We start from the raw sequence: 17777 nt of genomic DNA on the forward strand, positions 1-17777 counted from the left end.
TGAGACCGGAGATAGGTCGCCGGCTCGGATTCCGACAGTCTGGAGCGACCCTGCGACCGCTCAAGGCCCGGCGCGCAGCACCTTGCCGGGATTGAGCAGGCCCTGGGGATCGAGAGCGCCCTTGATCCGGCGGGCCAGCGCCATCTCCTCCGGCCGCCGGTGGTGGACGAGGGCGTCGACCCGGTACTGGCCGATGCCGTGCTCGGCCGAGATGCTGCCGCCGAACCGCGCCACCGCGTCGTGGACGATGCGGTTGATGGCGTCCGATCCGTGCCCGGGGCCGATCAGGACGTTGTAGTGGATGTTGCCGTCGCCCATGTGGCCGAAGATGTTCGGCCGGGTGCCCGGCGCGCCCGCGGCCAGGGCCTCGCCCGCCGCCGCCAGGAAGTCCGGGATCGCCGGGATCGGCACCGAGACGTCGTGCTTCACGCTCTTGCCGGCCCGGGCCTCGGCCTCGGTGATGTGCTCGCGCAGGGCCCAGAGGGCGGCCGCCTGCGGGCCGGATTCGGCGAGCACGCCGTCGGTGGCGTCGCCCCGCTCCAGGGCCTCGCCCAGCAGCGTCTCGACGGCCTCGCGCAGGCCGGGCAGGCTCGATCCCGCCTCCATCAGCACGGTCCAGTCGGCGGCGGCGATGGGACTCGCCAGGCCCGCATGCTGGGCCACCAGGGCGAGGGATTCCCCCGCGATCAGCTCGAAGGCCTGGATGGTGTCGCCCAGCGCATCCTGGGCCGCCCGGAGGAGGCGCAGGGCCGCCGCCGGATCGGGCACCGCCAGGAGCGCCGTGGCGGTGTGGCGCGGGCGCGGCACCAGGCGCAGGATGGCGGCGGTGACGATGCCCAGGGTGCCCTCGCTGCCGATGAAGAGCTGCTTCCAGTCGTAGCCCGCATTGTCCTTGCGCAGGGCGCGCAGGCCGTCGACCACGGTCCCGTCGGCGAGCACCACCTCGAGGCCGAGGACGAGGTTGCGGGTCATGCCGTAGCGCAGGACGTTGAGGCCGCCCGCATTGGTGGCGATGACGCCGCCCAGCATGGCCGAACCCTCCGCCGCCAGGCTGACGGGGAGGAGGCGCCCTTCCGCCGCCGCCGCCTCCTGCGCCACCTTGAGGATGCAGCCGGCCTCCGCCTCCAGGGTCAGCCCGAGGGGGTCGACCCGGCGGATCGCGTTCATGCGGGCGAGCGACAGCACCACCTGGCCGCCGGAGGCGTCCGGGGTTGCGCCCCCCGCAAGGCCGGTATGTCCCCCCTGGGGCACCACCGCGACGCCGGCGGCGTGACAGGCGGCCATCACGGCGGCGACCTGCGCCGTGGTGCCCGGGCGCGCCACCGCCGCCGGCCGGCCCGGGAACAGGCGGCGCCAGTCGACGGCGTAGGGCGCGCAATCCTCCTCGCCCGTCAGCAGGCCGCCCCGGCCGAGGCTGGCCTCCAGGCGGCCGAGGAGGTCGGCCTGTGCGCGCGTCTGGCTCATCGGAAGGCTCCTCGTGCTGGCGGTCCGGCCCGGGCCGGACGGTCCGGGAAACGGGTCGTCCCGGCATTCCGGCGCCGGCCCGCCGGGTCAAGGGGGCGGCCTGACAATCGCCGCCGATGCTCAAGGCCGGCCCTTGACCGGACCCGTGAACTGGCTTCTCACACGGCCCATTCGGGCGCCGGCGTCACGGTCCCGGCCGCGTCGCGCGGCCTTCGGGGCCGGCGCCCCATCCGCCCGCCACGGGCGCGAGATCCGAGAAGAACACGACCATGGCCGAACGACTCTCCTTCCCGAAGGACAAGATCCGCGTCCTGCTGCTCGAAGGCATCAACGACAGCGCCGCCGAGCTGTTCGCCGCCGCCGGCTACACCAACGTCGTCCGGGTGGCCAAGGCCCTGGACCGGGAGGCCCTGCACGAGGCCCTGAAGGGCACGCACATCCTCGGCATCCGCTCGCGCACCCAGCTCGACGCGGCGGCCCTGGCCCACGGCGAGCGCCTCCTGGCGGTGGGCTGCTTCTCGGTGGGCACCAACCAGGTCGACCTCGAGGCCGCCCGCCACCGGGGCATCCCGGTCTTCAACGCGCCCTACTCGAACACCCGCTCGGTGGCCGAGCTCGTCATCGGCGAGATCGTGATGCTGCTGCGCCGGATCGTGCCGCGCTCGGTGGGCGCCCATGCGGGCGAATGGGACAAGTCGGCCACCGGCTCGCAGGAGGTGCGGGGCAAGACGCTGGGCATCGTCGGCTACGGCAATATCGGCTCGCAGCTCTCGACGCTGGCGGAAGGCATGGGCATGCGGGTGGTGTTCTACGACCAGACCGACAAGCTGCGCCACGGCAACACCGAGCCCACCGACAGCCTGGAGACCCTGCTGGCCCAGAGCGACGTGGTCTCCCTGCACGTGCCGGAGACGCCCGAGACCCACAACATGATCGGCGAGGCCGAGATCCGGGCGATGAAGCCCGGCGCCTTCCTGATCAACAACGCCCGCGGCACCGTGGTCGACCTCGACGCCCTGGCCCGCGCCCTGCGCGACGGCCACCTGCGGGGGGCCGCCGTCGACGTGTTCCCGGTGGAGCCCGGCTCCAACCAGGAGCGCTTCGTCAGCCCGCTCCAGGGCCTGCCCAACGTGATCCTGACGCCGCATATCGGCGGCTCGACGGAGGAGGCGCAGGAGCGCATCGGCTCCGAGGTGGCGCGCAAGCTCGTCGATTACTCCGACATCGGCTCGACCGTCGGCACCGTGAACTTCCCGCAGGTGCAGCTGCCCGCCCGTCCCACCGGCACCCGCCTGATCCACGTCCAGCGCAACATCCCGGGCATGCTGGGGCGCCTCAACGACACCTTCGCCCGGCGCGGGGTGAACATCGCGGCGCAGTTCTACCAGACCGACGGCGAGGTCGGTTACGTGGTGGTGGAGACCGACGTCACCGATGCCGACGCCGAGAGCCTGCTGGAGGAGATCCGGGCGCTGGACGGCACCATCCGGGCCCGCCTGCTCTACGAGCGCCGCTGAGGCGCGCGCAGTCGCCTGCTCTACGCGTGCCGCTGAGGCGCGCGCAGTCGCCTGCTCTACGAGCGCCGCTGAGGCGCGCGCAGTCGCCTGCTCTACGCGTGCCGCTGACGCGCGCAGTGGCGCACCGGCGCCGCCTCGGTTAACCTGGGTTGAGACGGTGCCATCCGAAGCACCGTCGCCGGACCGATCCCGCGCGCGCCGGAGACAGAGGAAGCCCAGCCGTTGCGTGCAAGTCCCCTGCGTGACGGCCCCCCGCGTGGCGGTTCCCAGCCCGATGGTCCCTCGGCGGACGATCCGGCGCGCACCGATGCGGTCCTCGTCGATCTGATCGCCCGGATCGCCCGGCGCGACGAGGCCGCCCTGCGGACCCTCTATGATCGGACGGCCCCGAAACTTCTCGGCGTGGTCCTGCGTATCCAGTCCGATCGCGGCCTGGCCGAGGACGTGCTGCAGGACGTGTTCCTGCGCATCTGGCAGAAGGCCGCCACCTACAGCCCGGCGGCCGGACGGCCGCTGGCCTGGCTCTGCACCATCGCCCGCAACCGGGCGATCGACGGGGTGCGGCGGCGAAGCGAGACGCAGGGGCCGGTGACCGAGGACGGGGAGGATTGGGTGGAGCGGCTGGCCGACCCCCACGACAGCGAGGGCGCGATCCTCGGGCGCAACGCCCTCCAGGCCTGCCTCGGCCGGCTCGAGGCGCTGCACCGCGACTGCATCGTGCTGGCCTATTGCGAGGGCCAGTCCCGGGAGGATCTCGCCCTGCGCTACGACCGCCCCGTGAGCACCATCAAGACCTGGCTGCATCGCGGCCTCGCGACCCTGCGCGGCTGCCTGGACGGTGCCCCATGACCCCCGATCCGGAGGAGCGCGACCTGCGCCTGGCCGAGTACGTGCTCGGCACCCTGCCGCTGCCCGAGCGGGCGGCGGTGGATCTCGAGCTCGCCGTGGACCCCGCCGCCCGCGCGGCGCGCGACGCCTGGGAACGCCGCCTCGCGCCCCTCGCCCTCGGGGCACCCGAGGTCGTGCCGGGGCCGGAGGTCTGGCCGGCGATCGCCCGGCGGCTCGCCGCCGACGGGCCGCGTCCCGCCTCGACGATCGACGTCCATCCGGGCGGCGATCTCGGACCCGCCGCCAACGACGACCGCATTGGCGCCCTGCAGGGCGCCCTCCGGCGCTGGCGCTTGACCGCCGGCACGGCGGCCGCCCTGGCGGCGGGGCTCGCCCTGTTCATCGCCGTCGGCGGACCGCGCCCCGGCACCGGGCCGGGCGAGGGCGACGGGCGCTACGTGGCGGTGGTCAGCCGCGGCGGCGAGGCCCCGGCGCTCCTCGTCAGCATCGACACCCGGGCCGGGACCGCCCGGGTGCGCCCGGTGGGGGCGCAGGCCCCGGCGGGGCACAGCCTGGAACTCTGGTACGTCGGCGCCGGCGCGGCCCCGAAGACCCTCGGCCTCGTGGGCACCGACGCCAGGGTGCTGGACAAGGCGCTGGCCCTGCCGGCCGAGGCCGGCGCGCTGGCGGGCGGCACCTTCGCGGTCTCCGTCGAGCCGGCGGGTGGCTCGCCCACCGGCCAGCCGACCGGGCCGGTGGTCTATTCCGGCCCGCTGATCCGCGAATAGGCGGCGGGCCCGGGACGGCCGGCCCTGCGCCTCACCCCAGCAGCTTGTCCAGGGTGATCGGGATGTCGCGCACCCGCACGCCGGTGGCGTGCCAGACCGCGTTGGCGATGGCGCCGGCGGTGCCGGTGATGCCGATCTCGCCCACCCCCTTGATGCCCAGCGGGTTCACGTGCGGGTCGTGCTCCTCCACCAGGATCGCCTCCATGGCGGGCACGTCGGCGTTCACCGGGATGTGGTACTCGGCGAGATTCCCGTTCATCACCCGACCCGAGCGCGGGTCGAGCAACGCGTGCTCGTGCAGGGCCAGGGACACGCCCCAGATCATGCCGCCGTAATACTGGCTGCGCACGAGATGCGGGTTGATGATCCGCCCGGCCGCGAAGGCGCCCACGAGGCGCGTCACCCGGATCTGGCCGAGGTCGGGGTCGACCTTCACCTCCGCGTAGACCGCCCCGTGCGCGTGCATCGCGTAGGTCTTTCGCGATGCGGGGTCGCCCGCGCCCTGTCCCTTGGCCTCGACGGAGGTCCTGCCGGCGCGGGCCAGGATCTCGCCGAAGGATTCGGAGCGGGCGGGGTCGTCCCGGCGGGCGAGGCGGCCGTCGGCGGCGGTGACGCCGGCATTGCCGGCGCCGTAGAGGGGCGAGGCCCGATCGGTGACGGCGAGCTCCGCCAGGGCGGCGATGGCGCCCTGCGCGGCGTTGTCCACCGCCGTGCCGCTGGTGGCGGTGCCGGTGGAGCCGCCGGCCAGGCCGCCGTTCGGCAGGTTCGAATCGCCGATGCGCAGCTCGACTTGGGTAATCGGGAGGCCGAGCCCGTCGGCGCCGATCTGCGCCAGCACCGTCCAGGCGCCCTGGCCCATGTCCTGGGCGGCGGTCTCGATGAGCCCCGTGCCGTCGGCCCGGATCGTGGCGCGGGCCTCGCCCTGCATCATCCCGGCCGGGTAGGTGGCGGTGCCGAGGCCCCAGCCGACGAGGAGCCCGTCGGCGTCGCGCATCTGGCGCGGCTGGCGCGGGCGGGCGGCCCAGCCGAAGCGCGCGGCTCCTTGGGCGTAGCATTCGCGCAGCGCCTTCGAGGAGAAGGGCCGATGGGTGATCGGCTCGACCTCCGCGTAGTTGCGCAGGCGGATCTCCAGGGGATCGAGGTCGAGCTCGAGGGCCAGCTCGTCCAGCGCACTCTCCACCGCGACGCTGCCCGAGGCCTCGCCGGGGGCCCGCATGAAGATCGGGGTGCCGATATCGGCCCGGGAGACCGCGTGCGTGGTGGCGATCGCGCCGGCCGCGTAGAGGTGGCGCGAGAGGATGCCGGAGGGCTCGATGAAGTCGTCGTGCCGGCTCGTCAGGGTCAGGGTGTGGTGGTCGAGGGCCGTGAGGGTGCCGTCCCGGGAGGCGCCGAGCTTCAGGGTCTGGCGCGTGGCGGCGCGGTGGCCGACCGGGCCGAACATCTGCTCGCGCCGGGTCACCAGCTTGACGGGGCGTCCCACGAGCTTTGCCGCCATAATGCCGAGGATCTGCGGCGCGGCGATGAAGCCCTTCGAGCCGAAGCCGCCGCCGAGATAGTGGCAGACCACGTGGATGTTCTCGGGCGGAATGCCGAACAGGCCGGCGAGCCGGCCCTTGGCGATCCAGAGCGCCTGGGTCGGCGTGTAGAGGGTTAGGCGGTCGCCGTCCCACGCGGCCACGCTGGCATGGGGCTCCAATGCGTTGTGGTACTGCGCGGCCGTGTCGTAGGTCGCCTCGATCCGGGTCTCGGCCGCCGCCATGCCGGCGGCGAGGTCGCCCGAGCCCTCGTCGGTGGCCGAGCCGGCCCCGACGGTCTCGGGGCGGAAGATCTCGCCGGCCCCGAGGGCGACGCTGACGGGCTCCGAATCGTAGCGGGGCGCCAGCAGGGCCGCGCCCTCGGTGGCGGCCTCCAGCGTCTCGGCGATCACCACCGCGATCGGCTGGTTGGCGTAGCGCACGCCGTCGTTCTGCAGGAGGTCGAGGCGGAAGGCGAAGGGATTGTCCTTCAGGTCCGGCGACTGGGCGAGCGCCGGGGCGTTCTGCGGCGTCATCACCGCGACGACGCCGGGATGGGCCTCCGCCGCCGCGACGTCGAGATGGGTGACCCGGCCGCGGGCGACCGCACTCACCGCCATCACCGCGTGGGCCAGGCCCTCGGGCCGGAAATCCGCGCTGTAGCGGGCCGCCCCGGTGATCTTGGCATGGCCGTCGCGCCGGGTGAGCGGCTGGCCGATGGAGGCGCCGTGGCGCTGACGCTCAGGCATGGGCGGGGGCTCCGGCCGAAGGGATGAGGGGATGGGGAGCGAAGGGACTGGCCGGCAGCGCGGGGACGCGGTCCGGGGTGCCGGCGGCCGCCAGGGTGAGCGCGCGGACCACGATGCGGCGGGCGAGCTCGATCTTGTAGGCGTTGTCCCCCGAGGGCTTGGCGTCGGCCAGCGCCGCCTCGGCCGCCTTCGCGAAGGTCTCGGGCGTGGGGGCGGCACCGGCCAGCAGATCCTCTGCCGCCCGGGCGCGCCAGGGCTTCAGGGCGACGCTGCCGAGCGCGATGCGGGCCTGCCCGATCCGGTCCCCGTCCATCGCCAGACCCACCGCCGCCGACACCACCGCGAAGGCGTAGGAGGTGCGCTCGCGGACCTTGAGGTAGCGGCTGTGCCCGGCGAAGGCCTCCGCCTCGGGGGGCAGGGTGACGGCGACGACGAGGTCGCCCGCTTCCAGCACGGTCTCGCGCTCCGGGTGATCGCCGGGCAGGCGGTGGAACGCCTCCAGGGGCACGGAGCGGGTGCCGCCGGCCCCCGCGATCTCGACGGTGGCGTCGAGGGCGGCGAGCGGCACGCAGAAGTCGGACGGGTGGGTGGCGATGCAGTGATCGCTCCAGCCGAACACCGCGTGGCTCCGGGTGACGCCGCCCAGCGCCGCGCAGCCGGCGCCGGGGTCGCGCTTGTTGCAGGCGCTGGCGGTGTCGTAGAAATACTGGCAGCGGGTCCGCTGCAGCACGTTCCCGGCGGTGGTGGCGGCGTTGCGGAGCTGGCCCGAGGCGCCCGAGAGCAGGGCTTCGGCGAGCGCCGGGTAGCGCCGGGCGATGGTCGCGTCGTGCGCCAGGGCCGCGTTGCGCACCAGGGCGCCGATCCGGGTCGACCCGTCGGCGCCGCGCTCGATGCGGTCGAGGCCGGGCAGGCGGGTGACGTCGACGAGGGTGTCGGGCCGGCTGATCCCGCCCTTCATCAGGTCGACGAGGTTGGTGCCGGCGGCGAGATAGGCCGCCCCCGGCCGGGCGGCGGCCGCCACCGCCTCGGCGACGCTGGTGGCGCGGATGTAGTCGAAGGCCTTCACGCCGCATCCTCCGCGAGCTGGCGGCCGGGCAGGACGTCCGGCCCGCTCATCGCCGCATGGGCGGTGAGCACGGCTTGCGTGATGCCCGCATAGGCGCCGCAGCGGCAGAGATTCCCGCTCATGCCCTCGCGCACCCGCTCGGGGTCGCCCCCGGTCTGGCCCTCCTGGATCAGCCCGACCGCGCCGAGGATCTGGCCCGGGGTGCAGAAGCCGCACTGGAAGCCGTCATGCTCCAGGAAGGCGGCCTGGACCGGGTGCAGGGCGTCGCCCGCGGCGAGGCCCTCGATGGTGGTGATCGAGGCCCCGTCGTGGCTGACGGCGAGCGCCAGGCACGCATTCACCCGGACGCCGTCGAGGAGGATGGTGCAGGCCCCGCACTGGCCCCGGTCGCAGCCCTTCTTGGCCCCGGTGAGGTCGAGGCGCTCGCGCAACAGGTCGAGGAGGGTGACGCGCGCATCCTCCAGGACGACGCTGCGGCGCACGCCGTTCACGGTCAGCGTGATGGGAAAGCTCATGCGGGGGACACCTCCGGCCGGCTTGTCTGGAAAGGCTCCAGATAGAACCGGCGCGGTGCCCGACCAGGGGGGCCTTCAGCGCGCGGCGGCCTTCGCCTCCGCCTCCTTGCGCGCCAGGATGGCCCGCATCTGCGCGATCTCGGTGTCCTGCGCCGTGACGATGCGCTCGGCGAGCGCCCGGACCTCCGGGTCCTTCGAGTATTGCAGGGCGACCCGGGCCATGGCGATGGCGCCGGCATGGTGCGGGATCATGCCGGCGGCGAAATCGCGGTCGACATCGCCGGAATAGCGGATGTCCATGTCGCCGTGCATGCGCATGGCGGCCTCCTGGAACGCCCTGGTGGAGGGGGATGCGCCGGCCTTCGCCGCGCCGGCCGGTTTTTCCGCGTGCGAATGGCCCGGTGTGGCGTGGCCGTGGTCGTGGCCATCCCCCGCGGGGTGATCCTCATGGGCCGGGGCGGCGCCCGTCAGGGCGAAGAGGGCGAGGGTGGCGAGGACGGCGGCGGCGGTCTTCATGGGGGTCGGTCTCCGGGAGATCAGAACAGGGCCGGGGCGGGGGCGCCCGCGGCCGGCGCCGAGGCAGGGCCTTGCGCCGCCTGGAGGCGGGCGAAGGCGCCCCGGCCGAAGCGCAGGACGAGGACGGGGGTGAGCACCGCGTCGAGGAGGGTGGCGCTGAAGAGGCCGCCGAAGATCGTGACCGCGACGGGGTGGAGGATCTCCTTGCCGGGCGCCGTGCCGTCGACGAGGAGGGGCACCAGGGCGATGCCGGCGGCCAGCGCCGTCATCAGGACGGGCACCAGCCGCTCGTTGCTGGCCCGCAGCACCAGGGCCGGCCCGAAGGGCAGGCCCTCGGCGATGCCGAGGTTGAGGATGTGGCTGATCTTCAGGATGCCGTTGCGGGCGACGATGCCGGTGAGCGTCACGAAGCCGATCATCGAGGCCACCGAGAGGGGCAGCCCGGCGAGGAAGAGCGCCGCGACGCTGCCGATGAGGGCGAGCGGCACGTTGCCCATGACGATGAGGGCGAGCACGCCGGAGCGGTAGCGGCTCGCCAGCAGGGCGAAGACCAGGGCCAGCGAGACGAGGCTGAGGAGCCCGATGGTGCGGGTCGCCTCCCCCTGCGCCTGGAACGCGCCCTCCAGGCTCGCGGTGATGCCCTGGGGGAGCGTCGTGCGCGCCAGCGTGTCGGCCATGGCGGCGGCCACCGCCGCGCCGTCCGCGCCCGCCTGGGTGTTGGCCTGCACGACCAGCCTGCGCCGGCCGTTCTCGCGAAGAATCTGGTTGGGGCCGTCGCGCTCGGTGATGTCGGCCAGCGCATGGGCCGGTACCCAGCCGGTGGGCGTCTCGATGAGGAGTTCGCGGAGTGCCGCCACCGAGCGGCCGGATTCCGGCAGGCGCAGGGTGACGTCGTAGCGGCGCAGGCCGTCCACCAGGGTCGAGACCACCCGGCCGTTGGCCAGCCGGCTCACCGCCTCGACCACGGCGCCGGGGGCGATGCCGTAGAGGGCGGCGCGTCCGGAATCGACCCGGACCTCGAGCTGCGGGATCCGGACCTGCTTCTCGATGGACAGGTCGGCGATGCCGGGGATCGTCTCGAACGCGGTCGTGAGGGCTTCGGCCGTGCGCCGCAGGCCGTCGAGGTCCTCGCCGAACAGCTTGAGGGCGATCTCGGCCCGGACGCCCGAGAGCATGTGGTCGAGGCGGTGCGAGATCGGCTGGCCGACATTGAGCGAGACCGGCAGCACGCCCAGGCGCGCCCGCAGATCCGCCACGATGGCCGCGCGCGGCCGCCCGCCGGGCTTCATCGCGATCTCCAGGTCCGTGGAGTGGACGCCCTCGGCATGCTCGTCGAGCTCGGCCCGGCCGGTGCGGCGCCCGACCCGGTCCACCTCCGGGATGTCGAGGACCAGACCTTCGGCGATGGCGCCGATCCGGCTCGATTCGGCGAGGGAGATGCCCGGCGTGAAGGCGAGGTTGACGGTGAACGAGCCCTCGTTGAAGGCCGGCAGGAAGGCCCGCGGCAGCGTGGTGGCGGCGAAGGCCGCCGCACCGACGCCGAGCACGGCCGCCGCCATCACGGCGCGCGGGTGACCGAAGGCGAACGCGACGAGGCGGCCGTTGCCGGCCTTGAGACCGCGGATCAGCCGGCCCTCCGGCGCCTCCAGGGTCTTCAGGCCGGGGAGCAGCCAGGAGGCGAGGGCGGGTGTCAGGGTGAGCGAGACGAGCAGGCTCGACAGGATCGCGATGATGTAGGCCTGCCCCAGGGGGGCGAAGAGCCGGCCCTCGATGCCCGACAGGGCGAAGAGCGGCACGAAGACGAGGCAGATGATCACGGTCGCGTAGACGATGCCGGAGCGGACCTCGTTGGAGGCCGCCACGATCACCGCGAAGGCCGAGCGGGGCGCGCCCTCGTGACGGTTCTCGCGCAGGCGCCGCAGGATGTTCTCGACATCCACCACCGCGTCGTCGACGAGCTCGCCGATGGCGATGGCGAGGCCGCCCAGCGTCATCGTGTTGATGGACAGCCCGAGCGCGGAGAAGATCGCCGCCGTGGCGAGGATCGAGACCGGGATCGCGGTGAGCGAGATCAGGGTGGTGCGCGCGTTCATCAGGAAGGCGAACAGCACCAAAGCCACCACGGCGACGGCCTCGAGGAGCACCTGGACCACGTTGTGCAGGGAGGTCTCGATGAAATCCGCCTGCCGGAACAGCACCTTGTCGGCCTGGATCCCGGGCGGCAGGCTGGGGCCGAGCTGGGCCAGCGCCTCTTCCACGGTCTTCGTCAGCCGCACCGTATCGACGCCCGGCTGCTTCTCCACCGAGACGATGACGGCGGGCTTGCCCAGGTAACCGCCATCGCCGCGCCGGGGCCGGGGCGCGAAATCCACCTCCGCCACCTGCCGCAGGTAGACCGGACCCGCGGGCGTGCCCACCACGAGGTTGCGCAGGTCGTCGAGGTCGATGGTCCGGCCGATGGCGCGGATCAGCACCTCGCGGGCCCCCGCATCGGTGAAGCCGCCGCCCGCATTGGTGCCGAAGCCCTCCAGGGCCTGGGTCAGGCTGGCATGGGTGACGCCCAGGGCCCGCATGGCGGCGGGGTTCGGCGCCACCCGGAACTGGCGCACCGCGCCGCCGATCGGGATGACCTGCGCCACGCCCGGAATGGACAGGAGGCGCGGCCGGATGGTGAAGTCGGCGGTCTCGCGCAGTTGCATCGGGCTCGCGGTCTCGGAGGTCACCGCCACCAGCAGGATGCCGCCCATGATCGACGAGACCGGCCCCATCTGGGGCATCACGTCGGCGGGGAGCTCCGAGCGGGCCAGCGCCAGGCGCTCGGCCACGAACTGGCGCGCCCGGTAGAGGTCGGCGTCCCAGGCGAACTCGACGGTGACGATGGACAGGCCGATGCCCGAGACCGAGCGCACCCGGGTGACGCCGGGCAGGCCGTTCATCCGGGTCTCGATCGGGTAGCTGACGCGCTGCTCGACCTCCGGGGGCGCGAGCCCTTCCGCCTCCGTCATCACCGTGACGGTGGGCCGGTTGAGGTCCGGCAGCACGTCGACGGGCAGGCGGGTCAGGGCGAGGAGCCCGGTCAGCACCAGGGCGGCGGCCAGCGCCAGCACGAGCAGGCGGTTGCGCAGGGACTGCGCGACGATGGTCTCGAACATCGGGCCTCTCCTCAGCGGATCTGGTCGAGGAGCTCGGCGCCCTGGACGACGACGCGGCGCCCGGCCGCGATCCCGTCCTCCACCAGCATCCGGTCGGCATCCAGCGGCGCCACCCGCACCGGGCGGCCGAGGAAGCGCTCGGCGCTGACGTGCTCGTAGACGAGGCTGCCGCCCTCCGCCCGCACGACGCCGGAGCGCGCCACCGGCAGGCCGGGGCGGGCCTGGCCGACGGGGGCCAGCACGGTGACGAACTGGCCCAGGCGCAGGCCCTTCGCCTCGCCCTCCACCGCGAACTGGACCGGCACCGCCTGGTTGCGGTCCGCGAGCCCCGTGCCGCGATAGGCGAGCTGCAGGGTGCCGCCGTCGCCCAGGCGCGCGGTGGCCCGGCTGCCCTCGGCCAGCGCCTCGAAGCTCAGGGCCTCGACCCAAAGCTTGCCCGGATCGACGATGCGGTAGACCACGGTGCCGGGGGCCGCCATGGCGCCCGCCACCGCGTTCGCCTCGGCGATGACGCCGTCGACGGGGGCGACGAGGGATTCGGGCTCGCGCCGGATGGCGTCGAGGGCGGCGCGGCGGTCCCGCAGGCCGCCGAGTTCCGAGCGGGCGTCGTCGAGCTGGGTCTGCGCCACCGCGCCGGTGGTGGAGAGCCGCTCGAAGCGCCCGACCCGGCGCTCCAGGATGGCGATCTGCTGGTCAAGCTCGCCCTGGCGCTGGCGCATGTCGGAGACGTCCACCGCCTGGACCGGCGGCGTCACGGTGGCGAGCACCTCGCCGCGCGCCACCCGGGTGCCGAGGCGGGGAAAGCCCCGCTCCGGCGGCGCCAGCCGGCCGCCGACGGAGGATTGCACCACGCCGCTGGCATTCGGGTCAGGGATGATCCGGCCCGGCAACGCGACGCTCCGGGTGACGGAGGCTTGCGCCGTCAGGCCGGTGCGCAGGGCCAGCAGCCGCTGCAGCGACTTCGGCACGAAGACCGAGCCGTCGGGCAGGCGGCGCGCCCGCTCCATCAGGGTGCCGCCGGTGAGCGCCGCCGGGGTGACGGGCGGCTGCGTCTGGTCGGGGCCGTGGCCCTCGTGCGCCTGCGCCGCGCCGCCGAGGAACAGGGCGAGCACCAGCGTCGCCCCGACGGCGAGGAGGACGGCCAGGATCACGGCCAGAGACTGGCCCGCGCGGCGCCGGAGCGCCAGGGCGAACGCCCCGAGCCCCATCAGGAAGCCGCCGGCCGCCAGCGCCGCCGGGCTCTGCCGCGCGAGGCGATCGGCCAGGGCCGTGGCCGAGGCGGCGGCGCCCGAGGCCGAAGGTCCGGCGGTCGGGGCCGCGATCGGGGCGGCCAGGTGGAGATCGAGGTCGAGGAGGTCGGTGCGGCCCTCGGCCGAGACGCCGACGACGAGGTCGTGGTCGGTCCCGGCCGCGAGCCAGGGCGCCGCGAGGCGGTAGGTGCCGGGCGCGGTCTCGGCGGCCTTGCGCCGGCCCTCGGGCGTCATCACGGCGACGCCCGCCTCCGGGACGGGGGCGTTGGTGGCGAAGGCGTCGAGGTAGAGCACGAGATCGGTGCCCTGCACCACGGCGACGAGCTCGAAGCGCTCGGAGACGGCCTCCGCCCGCGGGGCCGTCGCGGCCGGAGCCGGCGGCGCGTCCGCACCATGATCGTGGCCCTCATGGGCGAGGGCGGCCCCGGACAGGACGGGCAGGGCGGGGAGCGCGAGGGCGACGAGGAGGGCGAGCGCGCGCAGGGCGGCCGCGAGGCAACGGAACATGGACCGGGAGTCTTTCGCCGAGGAGCACGGAACGGCGTCCCGGCCGCGAGCCTCCATCGGGAGTCTCGCGGGCCTCATGGGACGCGCGGCAGCGTCAGGCGTCGAATCGAGGCGGTTCGGGGAGGGTTTCCGGGACGATGTCCGTCCGGGCGGGGAGGGCGCGTGCCAGGGCGCGGTCGCCGGGCCCGCGCGGGCCGGCCACGGCGTCGCTGTCCGGGGCGAGCCCGGCCCCGGTGCAGCAGGCGTTCGAGCTGCGGCAGCCGGCATGGCCGCAGAGGCCGTCGCAGGCGCCGGTGCTCAGCGCCTTGATCGGGGCGGCGGCCAGCACCACGCGGGTCCGGATCGCGGCCCGCGGCAGGAGGATCCGGTCTTCGCCGCCGAGCCGGGCCTCCGCCGAGACGGCGGGGGAGGGGGCGGTCGCGGTCACACCCGCGGCGTGCGGATGGCCCGCATGGGCTTCGGCGCCGGACGGCATGAGGCCGACGGCGATCAGCACGATCACCGCCGCGAGCCAGAGTGCCATGTGCCGGACGCGCATCATATCAACGACCGACATAGCACACCGCGCCGGGCGACGACAGGCCGGTTTTCGCGCAGGGCGTGCCCGCGGGCACCCCGGCTCGACCTAAGAGGCTGGGAACGCACGGGGTTTCTCGCGGCACCGGTTCCCCTCCCCCGCCGCATGCTCTAAGCGGGCGACCCGGAGGCTCCGCCTTCGGGCGGCACCGCCTGCAGGCGGCAGCGGAGGACGGCGCGCGATGAGAACTCTCCTGGTGATCGGGATCGGCACCGGCAACCCCGAGCACATGACGATCCAGGCGATCCGCGCCCTCAACACCGCCGACGTGGTCTTCGCCCTCGACAAGGGCCGCGCGAAGGCCGACCTCGTCGACCTGCGCCGGGAGATCTGCAGCCGGTATCTCACGGACAGGCCCTACCGCTTCGTCGAGGCCCAGGATCCCGAGCGCGACCGCAATCCGTCCGATTACGGAGCCACCGTCGAGGCCTGGCACGCCGCGCGCGCGGCGCTCTACGAGGCGATGATCGCGGCGGAACTCGGCCCGGAGGGCTGCGGCGCCATCCTGGTCTGGGGCGATCCCTCCCTCTACGACAGCACGCTCCGCATCCTCGACCGCATCCGGGCGCGCCGAACCCTGGACCTCGCGGTCCGGGTGATCCCGGGCATCACCAGCGTCCAGGCGCTCGCGGCCGGCCACCGCATCCCCCTCAACCGCATCGGCGGGCCGATCACCATCACCACCGGCCGGCAGATCGCCGGCGGCCTGCCCGCGGGCAGCGACGCCACCGTGGTGATGCTCGACGGCCGGCCCCGCTTCGACCATCTCGACCCGGACCTGACCATCTACTGGGGCGCCTTCCTCGGGACCGCCGACGAGATCCTGGTCTCGGGCCGCCTCGGCGACGTGGCCGACGAGATCGGCGCCGTCCGCGCGGCCGCCCGCGCCCGGCACGGCTGGATCATGGACACCTATCTCCTGCGCCCGCCCGAGCCGGCCAGCGCGGACTGAGCCCCCCTGCGACATGGTCGCCCATCCGCCGGAAGGATCCTCCGGCCTCCTGCCCGACCGACAGGGGATTCTCCCGCGTCGCCGCAGGGACACATCAACAAAAATCCCTTTCCTCCAAAGCTGGCGCGACCCGTGACTGTCCGAGACTTGGCCGGGTGTTTGCACGAGACTTCGCCGGGCCAATAATCGTCCGATCCGGCCGCGACGACGACTGTCGCGGGCCAGGATCGGGAGGGCTTGCGGATGGCGGCGCACGAGGTTCGGGCGGACGGGTTCGGAGGGCAGGGGCGCGCGCGGACGCTCTGTGCGGTGCTGGTCGCCGGGGTCGCCTGCGCCGTCCTGGCGGCCGCCGGGGCGCTTCCCGCCCTCGGCGCGGCCTACACCGCCCTGTCCCTGCACCTGGAGGACCGCTTCCACACGCAGGAGCCCGGGCCCCCAGCGCGCATCGCCCTCGGGCCGGAGGGGCGCGACATCCGGTTCGCCGGGGTGATCGGGGCCGGGACGGCCGCGCGCCTCGCAGCCCTGCTGGCGATCCATCCGGAGGTGACGCGCATCCATCTCACCAGCGAGGGCGGCCTCGTGGAGGAGGCGACGGCGATCGGCGACCTCATCGCCGCCCGGGGCCTTGCCACCTACGTGCCGGACTATTGCGTCTCCGCCTGCACCCTGGCCTTCGTGCGCGGGGCCGAGCGCTACCTCGTGACGGACGGCCGCCTCGGCTTCCATGCCCCCTACGATCCCGGCCTGTTCGGCCAGGTGGTGCAGGCCGACGCCTCGGCCGAGCGGGCGGCCTACCTGGCCGCCGGCGTCGACCCGGCCTTCGCCGCCGAGGCCCTCGCCGTGGCCTCCGACAGCCTGTGGATCCCCGAGCCCGCCCGCCTGATCCGGGCGCGGGTCGCCACCGCGCTGGTCGACACCGACCGCTTCCCCGATTCCACCCTCGACGACGATCCGAGTTCCGCCGGCGCCCGGGCGGCGATCCTGGGCGCGCTGCCGCTCCTCGGCGCCCTCGCGGGGCGGGGCGCCCTCGCGGGGCGGGGCGACGTCCTCGACGCGCTGGCGGCCGCCTATCTCGACGGCTACCGGGCCGGCCTGCCCGAGGGCGCGGCCCTGGACCGCCTGCGGGCGGGGGCCGCGCGCGCCATCGCCCGTATCCTGCGCGGCGCCGACGACGCCACCTGGGTCGCCACCGGCCGCGTTCTCCTGCGGGCGATGCGCCGGGCCGACCCGCAGGTCTGCCTCAGCATCGGCGGAGCGGGCAACCTCCTGGCGGCGCAGGACATCCTGGACGACGATGCGGCCGCGACCGTGCTCGCCCGGGCGGCCGGGCAGGGGGCGGGCGCGGCGATGGCCGCGCCCGCTGCCGAGCCCGCGCGCACGACGCGCATCGCCCGGGACTGCGCCGGCCTGATCGCGGCCTACGCCGAGGCCCTGGCACGGCCCGGAGCCGGGCCGATCCTGCGGGAGCTCGCGAGCCACCGGGGCCACCCGACGCGGGAGGCCACGGCCCTGCCCCGCTGATCCGGGCCCTTCGTGTCAGTGCCGCTGGCCGTCCGGACTGTCCCGGAGGTGGCGGGCGAGCTCGAGGCCGATCTCCACCATCAGGCGATCGAGGAGCCGCGACAGGCCGGGCCGGGCGAGATCGTCGGCGAGGCCGCGCAGGGCGATGGCGTGTTCGGCCATCCGGTTCACCGCATGCTGGTCCCGGGGGCCGTCCGCGCGGTCCTCGGCCAGGTCGAGGACGATGCCGCGCGCCCGCGCCGGGGTCCCCGCGGCGTCGGCCTCGATGCGTCCGCGCAGGTCCAGCCGGCGCAGGTCCAGCCGGCGCAGGTCCAGCCGGCGCGGGCCGCGGGTGCGGAAGGCCACCGCGAAGGCGCCGCCCCGGGCGATCGCCGCGTGGAGGGCGTTGTCGACCCGCGCGCGGTCCGCGTCGTGGATGCGGGCGAGGAAGCGCGCCAGCGGCACGCCCCGCGCGCCCGCCTCCGGCGGCCACCCGACGGCCCGGGCCACCGGGGCCGAGACGACGAGGCGGTCCGCCCAGATGTCGTGCACCCAGGCGCCGACCACGCCCGAGGCGGCGAGGGCCGCCCGCAGGCCCCCGGGAATGTCGGCCTCCGACTCCGGCGGCGGGGATCGCATCATGGGTCTCCTCACCGGCAGGAGCGGATCCGCGCAGACGACCTGAGGTTGCCTGAACGGCCGCACAGAGCGCTGGGCGTGCAGCACCCTAGAGCGGAAGATTCGCTGCGAAAAGGGTCCCAGGCCGAATTCCACGCGAGACCGGCAACCTGAAATTGCCTGTCCATATCTCCGCCGCCGCGCCGGGCTTAACCGTTGGTTAACCATGATCGGCGACATCCGGGATCGCAGCATCCTTGGGTC

The 17777-nt window shown here is 74.5% G+C and carries 14 protein-coding genes; 5 read left to right on the forward strand and 9 right to left on the reverse strand.

Annotated features, from left to right (window positions below):
• Positions 1-60 precede the first annotated feature (60 nt).
• Complete coding sequence (locus tag ASF18_RS04365) at positions 61-1464, reverse strand: FAD-binding oxidoreductase (protein ID WP_056274924.1); 1404 nt, start codon at positions 1462-1464, stop codon at positions 61-63.
• Between the two features lie 269 nt (positions 1465-1733).
• Between ASF18_RS04365 and serA the strand changes: the two genes are divergently transcribed.
• From serA to ASF18_RS04380, 3 genes are all read left to right on the forward strand, one after another.
• A complete protein-coding gene (gene serA, locus ASF18_RS04370; protein WP_056349791.1) occupies positions 1734-2981 on the forward strand; it encodes a phosphoglycerate dehydrogenase in 1248 nt (415 codons plus the stop codon).
• Between the two features lie 324 nt (positions 2982-3305).
• The gene (locus ASF18_RS04375; RefSeq protein WP_056222237.1) at positions 3306-3830 is read left to right on the forward strand and encodes a sigma-70 family RNA polymerase sigma factor; all 525 of its coding nucleotides are present in this window, start codon (positions 3306-3308) and stop codon (positions 3828-3830) included.
• A complete protein-coding gene (locus tag ASF18_RS04380; RefSeq protein ID WP_056349793.1) occupies positions 3827-4597 on the forward strand; it encodes an anti-sigma factor in 771 nt (256 codons plus the stop codon). The genes ASF18_RS04375 and ASF18_RS04380 overlap by 4 nt, the downstream gene beginning before the upstream one ends.
• Positions 4598-4628: 31 nt before the next feature.
• Here the strand turns inward: ASF18_RS04380 and ASF18_RS04385 are convergent, their stop codons facing one another.
• The 7 genes from ASF18_RS04385 to ASF18_RS04415 all read right to left on the reverse strand — a co-directional run bounded on the left by ASF18_RS04385 (position 4629) and on the right by ASF18_RS04415 (position 14389).
• Complete coding sequence (locus ASF18_RS04385; protein WP_056349796.1) at positions 4629-6860, reverse strand: xanthine dehydrogenase family protein molybdopterin-binding subunit; 2232 nt, start codon at positions 6858-6860, stop codon at positions 4629-4631.
• Complete coding sequence (locus ASF18_RS04390; protein WP_056349799.1) at positions 6853-7926, reverse strand: xanthine dehydrogenase family protein subunit M; 1074 nt, start codon at positions 7924-7926, stop codon at positions 6853-6855. The genes ASF18_RS04385 and ASF18_RS04390 overlap by 8 nt, the downstream gene beginning before the upstream one ends.
• Entirely contained in the window at positions 7923-8441 is a 519-nt protein-coding gene (locus tag ASF18_RS04395) for a (2Fe-2S)-binding protein (protein WP_056222106.1), read from the reverse strand. The genes ASF18_RS04390 and ASF18_RS04395 overlap by 4 nt, the downstream gene beginning before the upstream one ends.
• 75 nt (positions 8442-8516) lie before the next feature.
• The gene (locus tag ASF18_RS04400) at positions 8517-8957 is read right to left on the reverse strand and encodes a DUF305 domain-containing protein (RefSeq protein ID WP_056349801.1); all 441 of its coding nucleotides are present in this window, start codon (positions 8955-8957) and stop codon (positions 8517-8519) included.
• A 20-nt stretch (positions 8958-8977) separates the two neighbouring features.
• Positions 8978-12109, reverse strand: a complete 3132-nt coding sequence (locus ASF18_RS04405; RefSeq protein WP_056349804.1) for an efflux RND transporter permease subunit — start codon at positions 12107-12109, stop codon at positions 8978-8980.
• A gap of 11 nt (positions 12110-12120) precedes the next feature.
• Positions 12121-13866, reverse strand: a complete 1746-nt coding sequence (locus ASF18_RS04410) for an HlyD family efflux transporter periplasmic adaptor subunit (RefSeq protein WP_056349806.1) — start codon at positions 13864-13866, stop codon at positions 12121-12123.
• A gap of 94 nt (positions 13867-13960) precedes the next feature.
• The gene (locus tag ASF18_RS04415; RefSeq protein ID WP_156649635.1) at positions 13961-14389 is read right to left on the reverse strand and encodes a hypothetical protein; all 429 of its coding nucleotides are present in this window, start codon (positions 14387-14389) and stop codon (positions 13961-13963) included.
• 235 nt (positions 14390-14624) lie between these two features.
• Between ASF18_RS04415 and cobF the strand changes: the two genes are divergently transcribed.
• Together cobF and ASF18_RS04425 are read left to right on the forward strand one after the other, a co-directional pair.
• Positions 14625-15395, forward strand: coding sequence for a precorrin-6A synthase (deacetylating) (gene cobF / locus ASF18_RS04420; protein ID WP_056349811.1), 771 nt, complete (start codon positions 14625-14627; stop codon positions 15393-15395).
• Between the two features lie 243 nt (positions 15396-15638).
• Entirely contained in the window at positions 15639-16916 is a 1278-nt protein-coding gene (locus tag ASF18_RS04425) for a hypothetical protein (protein WP_056349813.1), read from the forward strand.
• A gap of 15 nt (positions 16917-16931) precedes the next feature.
• On the opposite strand, the gene ASF18_RS04430 is transcribed toward ASF18_RS04425, so the two are convergent.
• A complete protein-coding gene (locus tag ASF18_RS04430; protein ID WP_244472573.1) occupies positions 16932-17537 on the reverse strand; it encodes a PAS domain-containing protein in 606 nt (201 codons plus the stop codon).
• Positions 17538-17777: the final 240 nt, after the last annotated feature.

It is taken from the genome of Methylobacterium sp. Leaf89, from assembly GCF_001422215.1.
In the GTDB taxonomy this organism is placed as follows: domain Bacteria; phylum Pseudomonadota; class Alphaproteobacteria; order Rhizobiales; family Beijerinckiaceae; genus Methylobacterium.

What these genes read in the sequence shown, in the direction of transcription:
- ASF18_RS04365 (WP_056274924.1), bottom strand. Translation starts at nt 1,464, where the DNA reads ATGAGCCAGACGCGCGCACAGGCCGACCTCCTCGGCCGCCTGGAGGCC.
- serA (WP_056349791.1), top strand. Translation starts at nt 1,734, where the DNA reads ATGGCCGAACGACTCTCCTTCCCGAAGGACAAGATCCGCGTCCTGCTG.
- ASF18_RS04380 (WP_056349793.1), top strand. Translation starts at nt 3,827, where the DNA reads ATGACCCCCGATCCGGAGGAGCGCGACCTGCGCCTGGCCGAGTACGTG.
- ASF18_RS04385 (WP_056349796.1), bottom strand. Translation starts at nt 6,860, where the DNA reads ATGCCTGAGCGTCAGCGCCACGGCGCCTCCATCGGCCAGCCGCTCACC.
- ASF18_RS04395 (WP_056222106.1), bottom strand. Translation starts at nt 8,441, where the DNA reads ATGAGCTTTCCCATCACGCTGACCGTGAACGGCGTGCGCCGCAGCGTC.
- ASF18_RS04400 (WP_056349801.1), bottom strand. Translation starts at nt 8,957, where the DNA reads ATGAAGACCGCCGCCGCCGTCCTCGCCACCCTCGCCCTCTTCGCCCTG.
- ASF18_RS04405 (WP_056349804.1), bottom strand. Translation starts at nt 12,109, where the DNA reads ATGTTCGAGACCATCGTCGCGCAGTCCCTGCGCAACCGCCTGCTCGTG.
- ASF18_RS04410 (WP_056349806.1), bottom strand. Translation starts at nt 13,866, where the DNA reads ATGTTCCGTTGCCTCGCGGCCGCCCTGCGCGCGCTCGCCCTCCTCGTC.
- ASF18_RS04415 (WP_156649635.1), bottom strand. Translation starts at nt 14,389, where the DNA reads ATGGCACTCTGGCTCGCGGCGGTGATCGTGCTGATCGCCGTCGGCCTC.
- cobF (WP_056349811.1), top strand. Translation starts at nt 14,625, where the DNA reads ATGAGAACTCTCCTGGTGATCGGGATCGGCACCGGCAACCCCGAGCAC.
- ASF18_RS04425 (WP_056349813.1), top strand. Translation starts at nt 15,639, where the DNA reads ATGGCGGCGCACGAGGTTCGGGCGGACGGGTTCGGAGGGCAGGGGCGC.
- ASF18_RS04430 (WP_244472573.1), bottom strand. Translation starts at nt 17,537, where the DNA reads ATGATGCGATCCCCGCCGCCGGAGTCGGAGGCCGACATTCCCGGGGGC.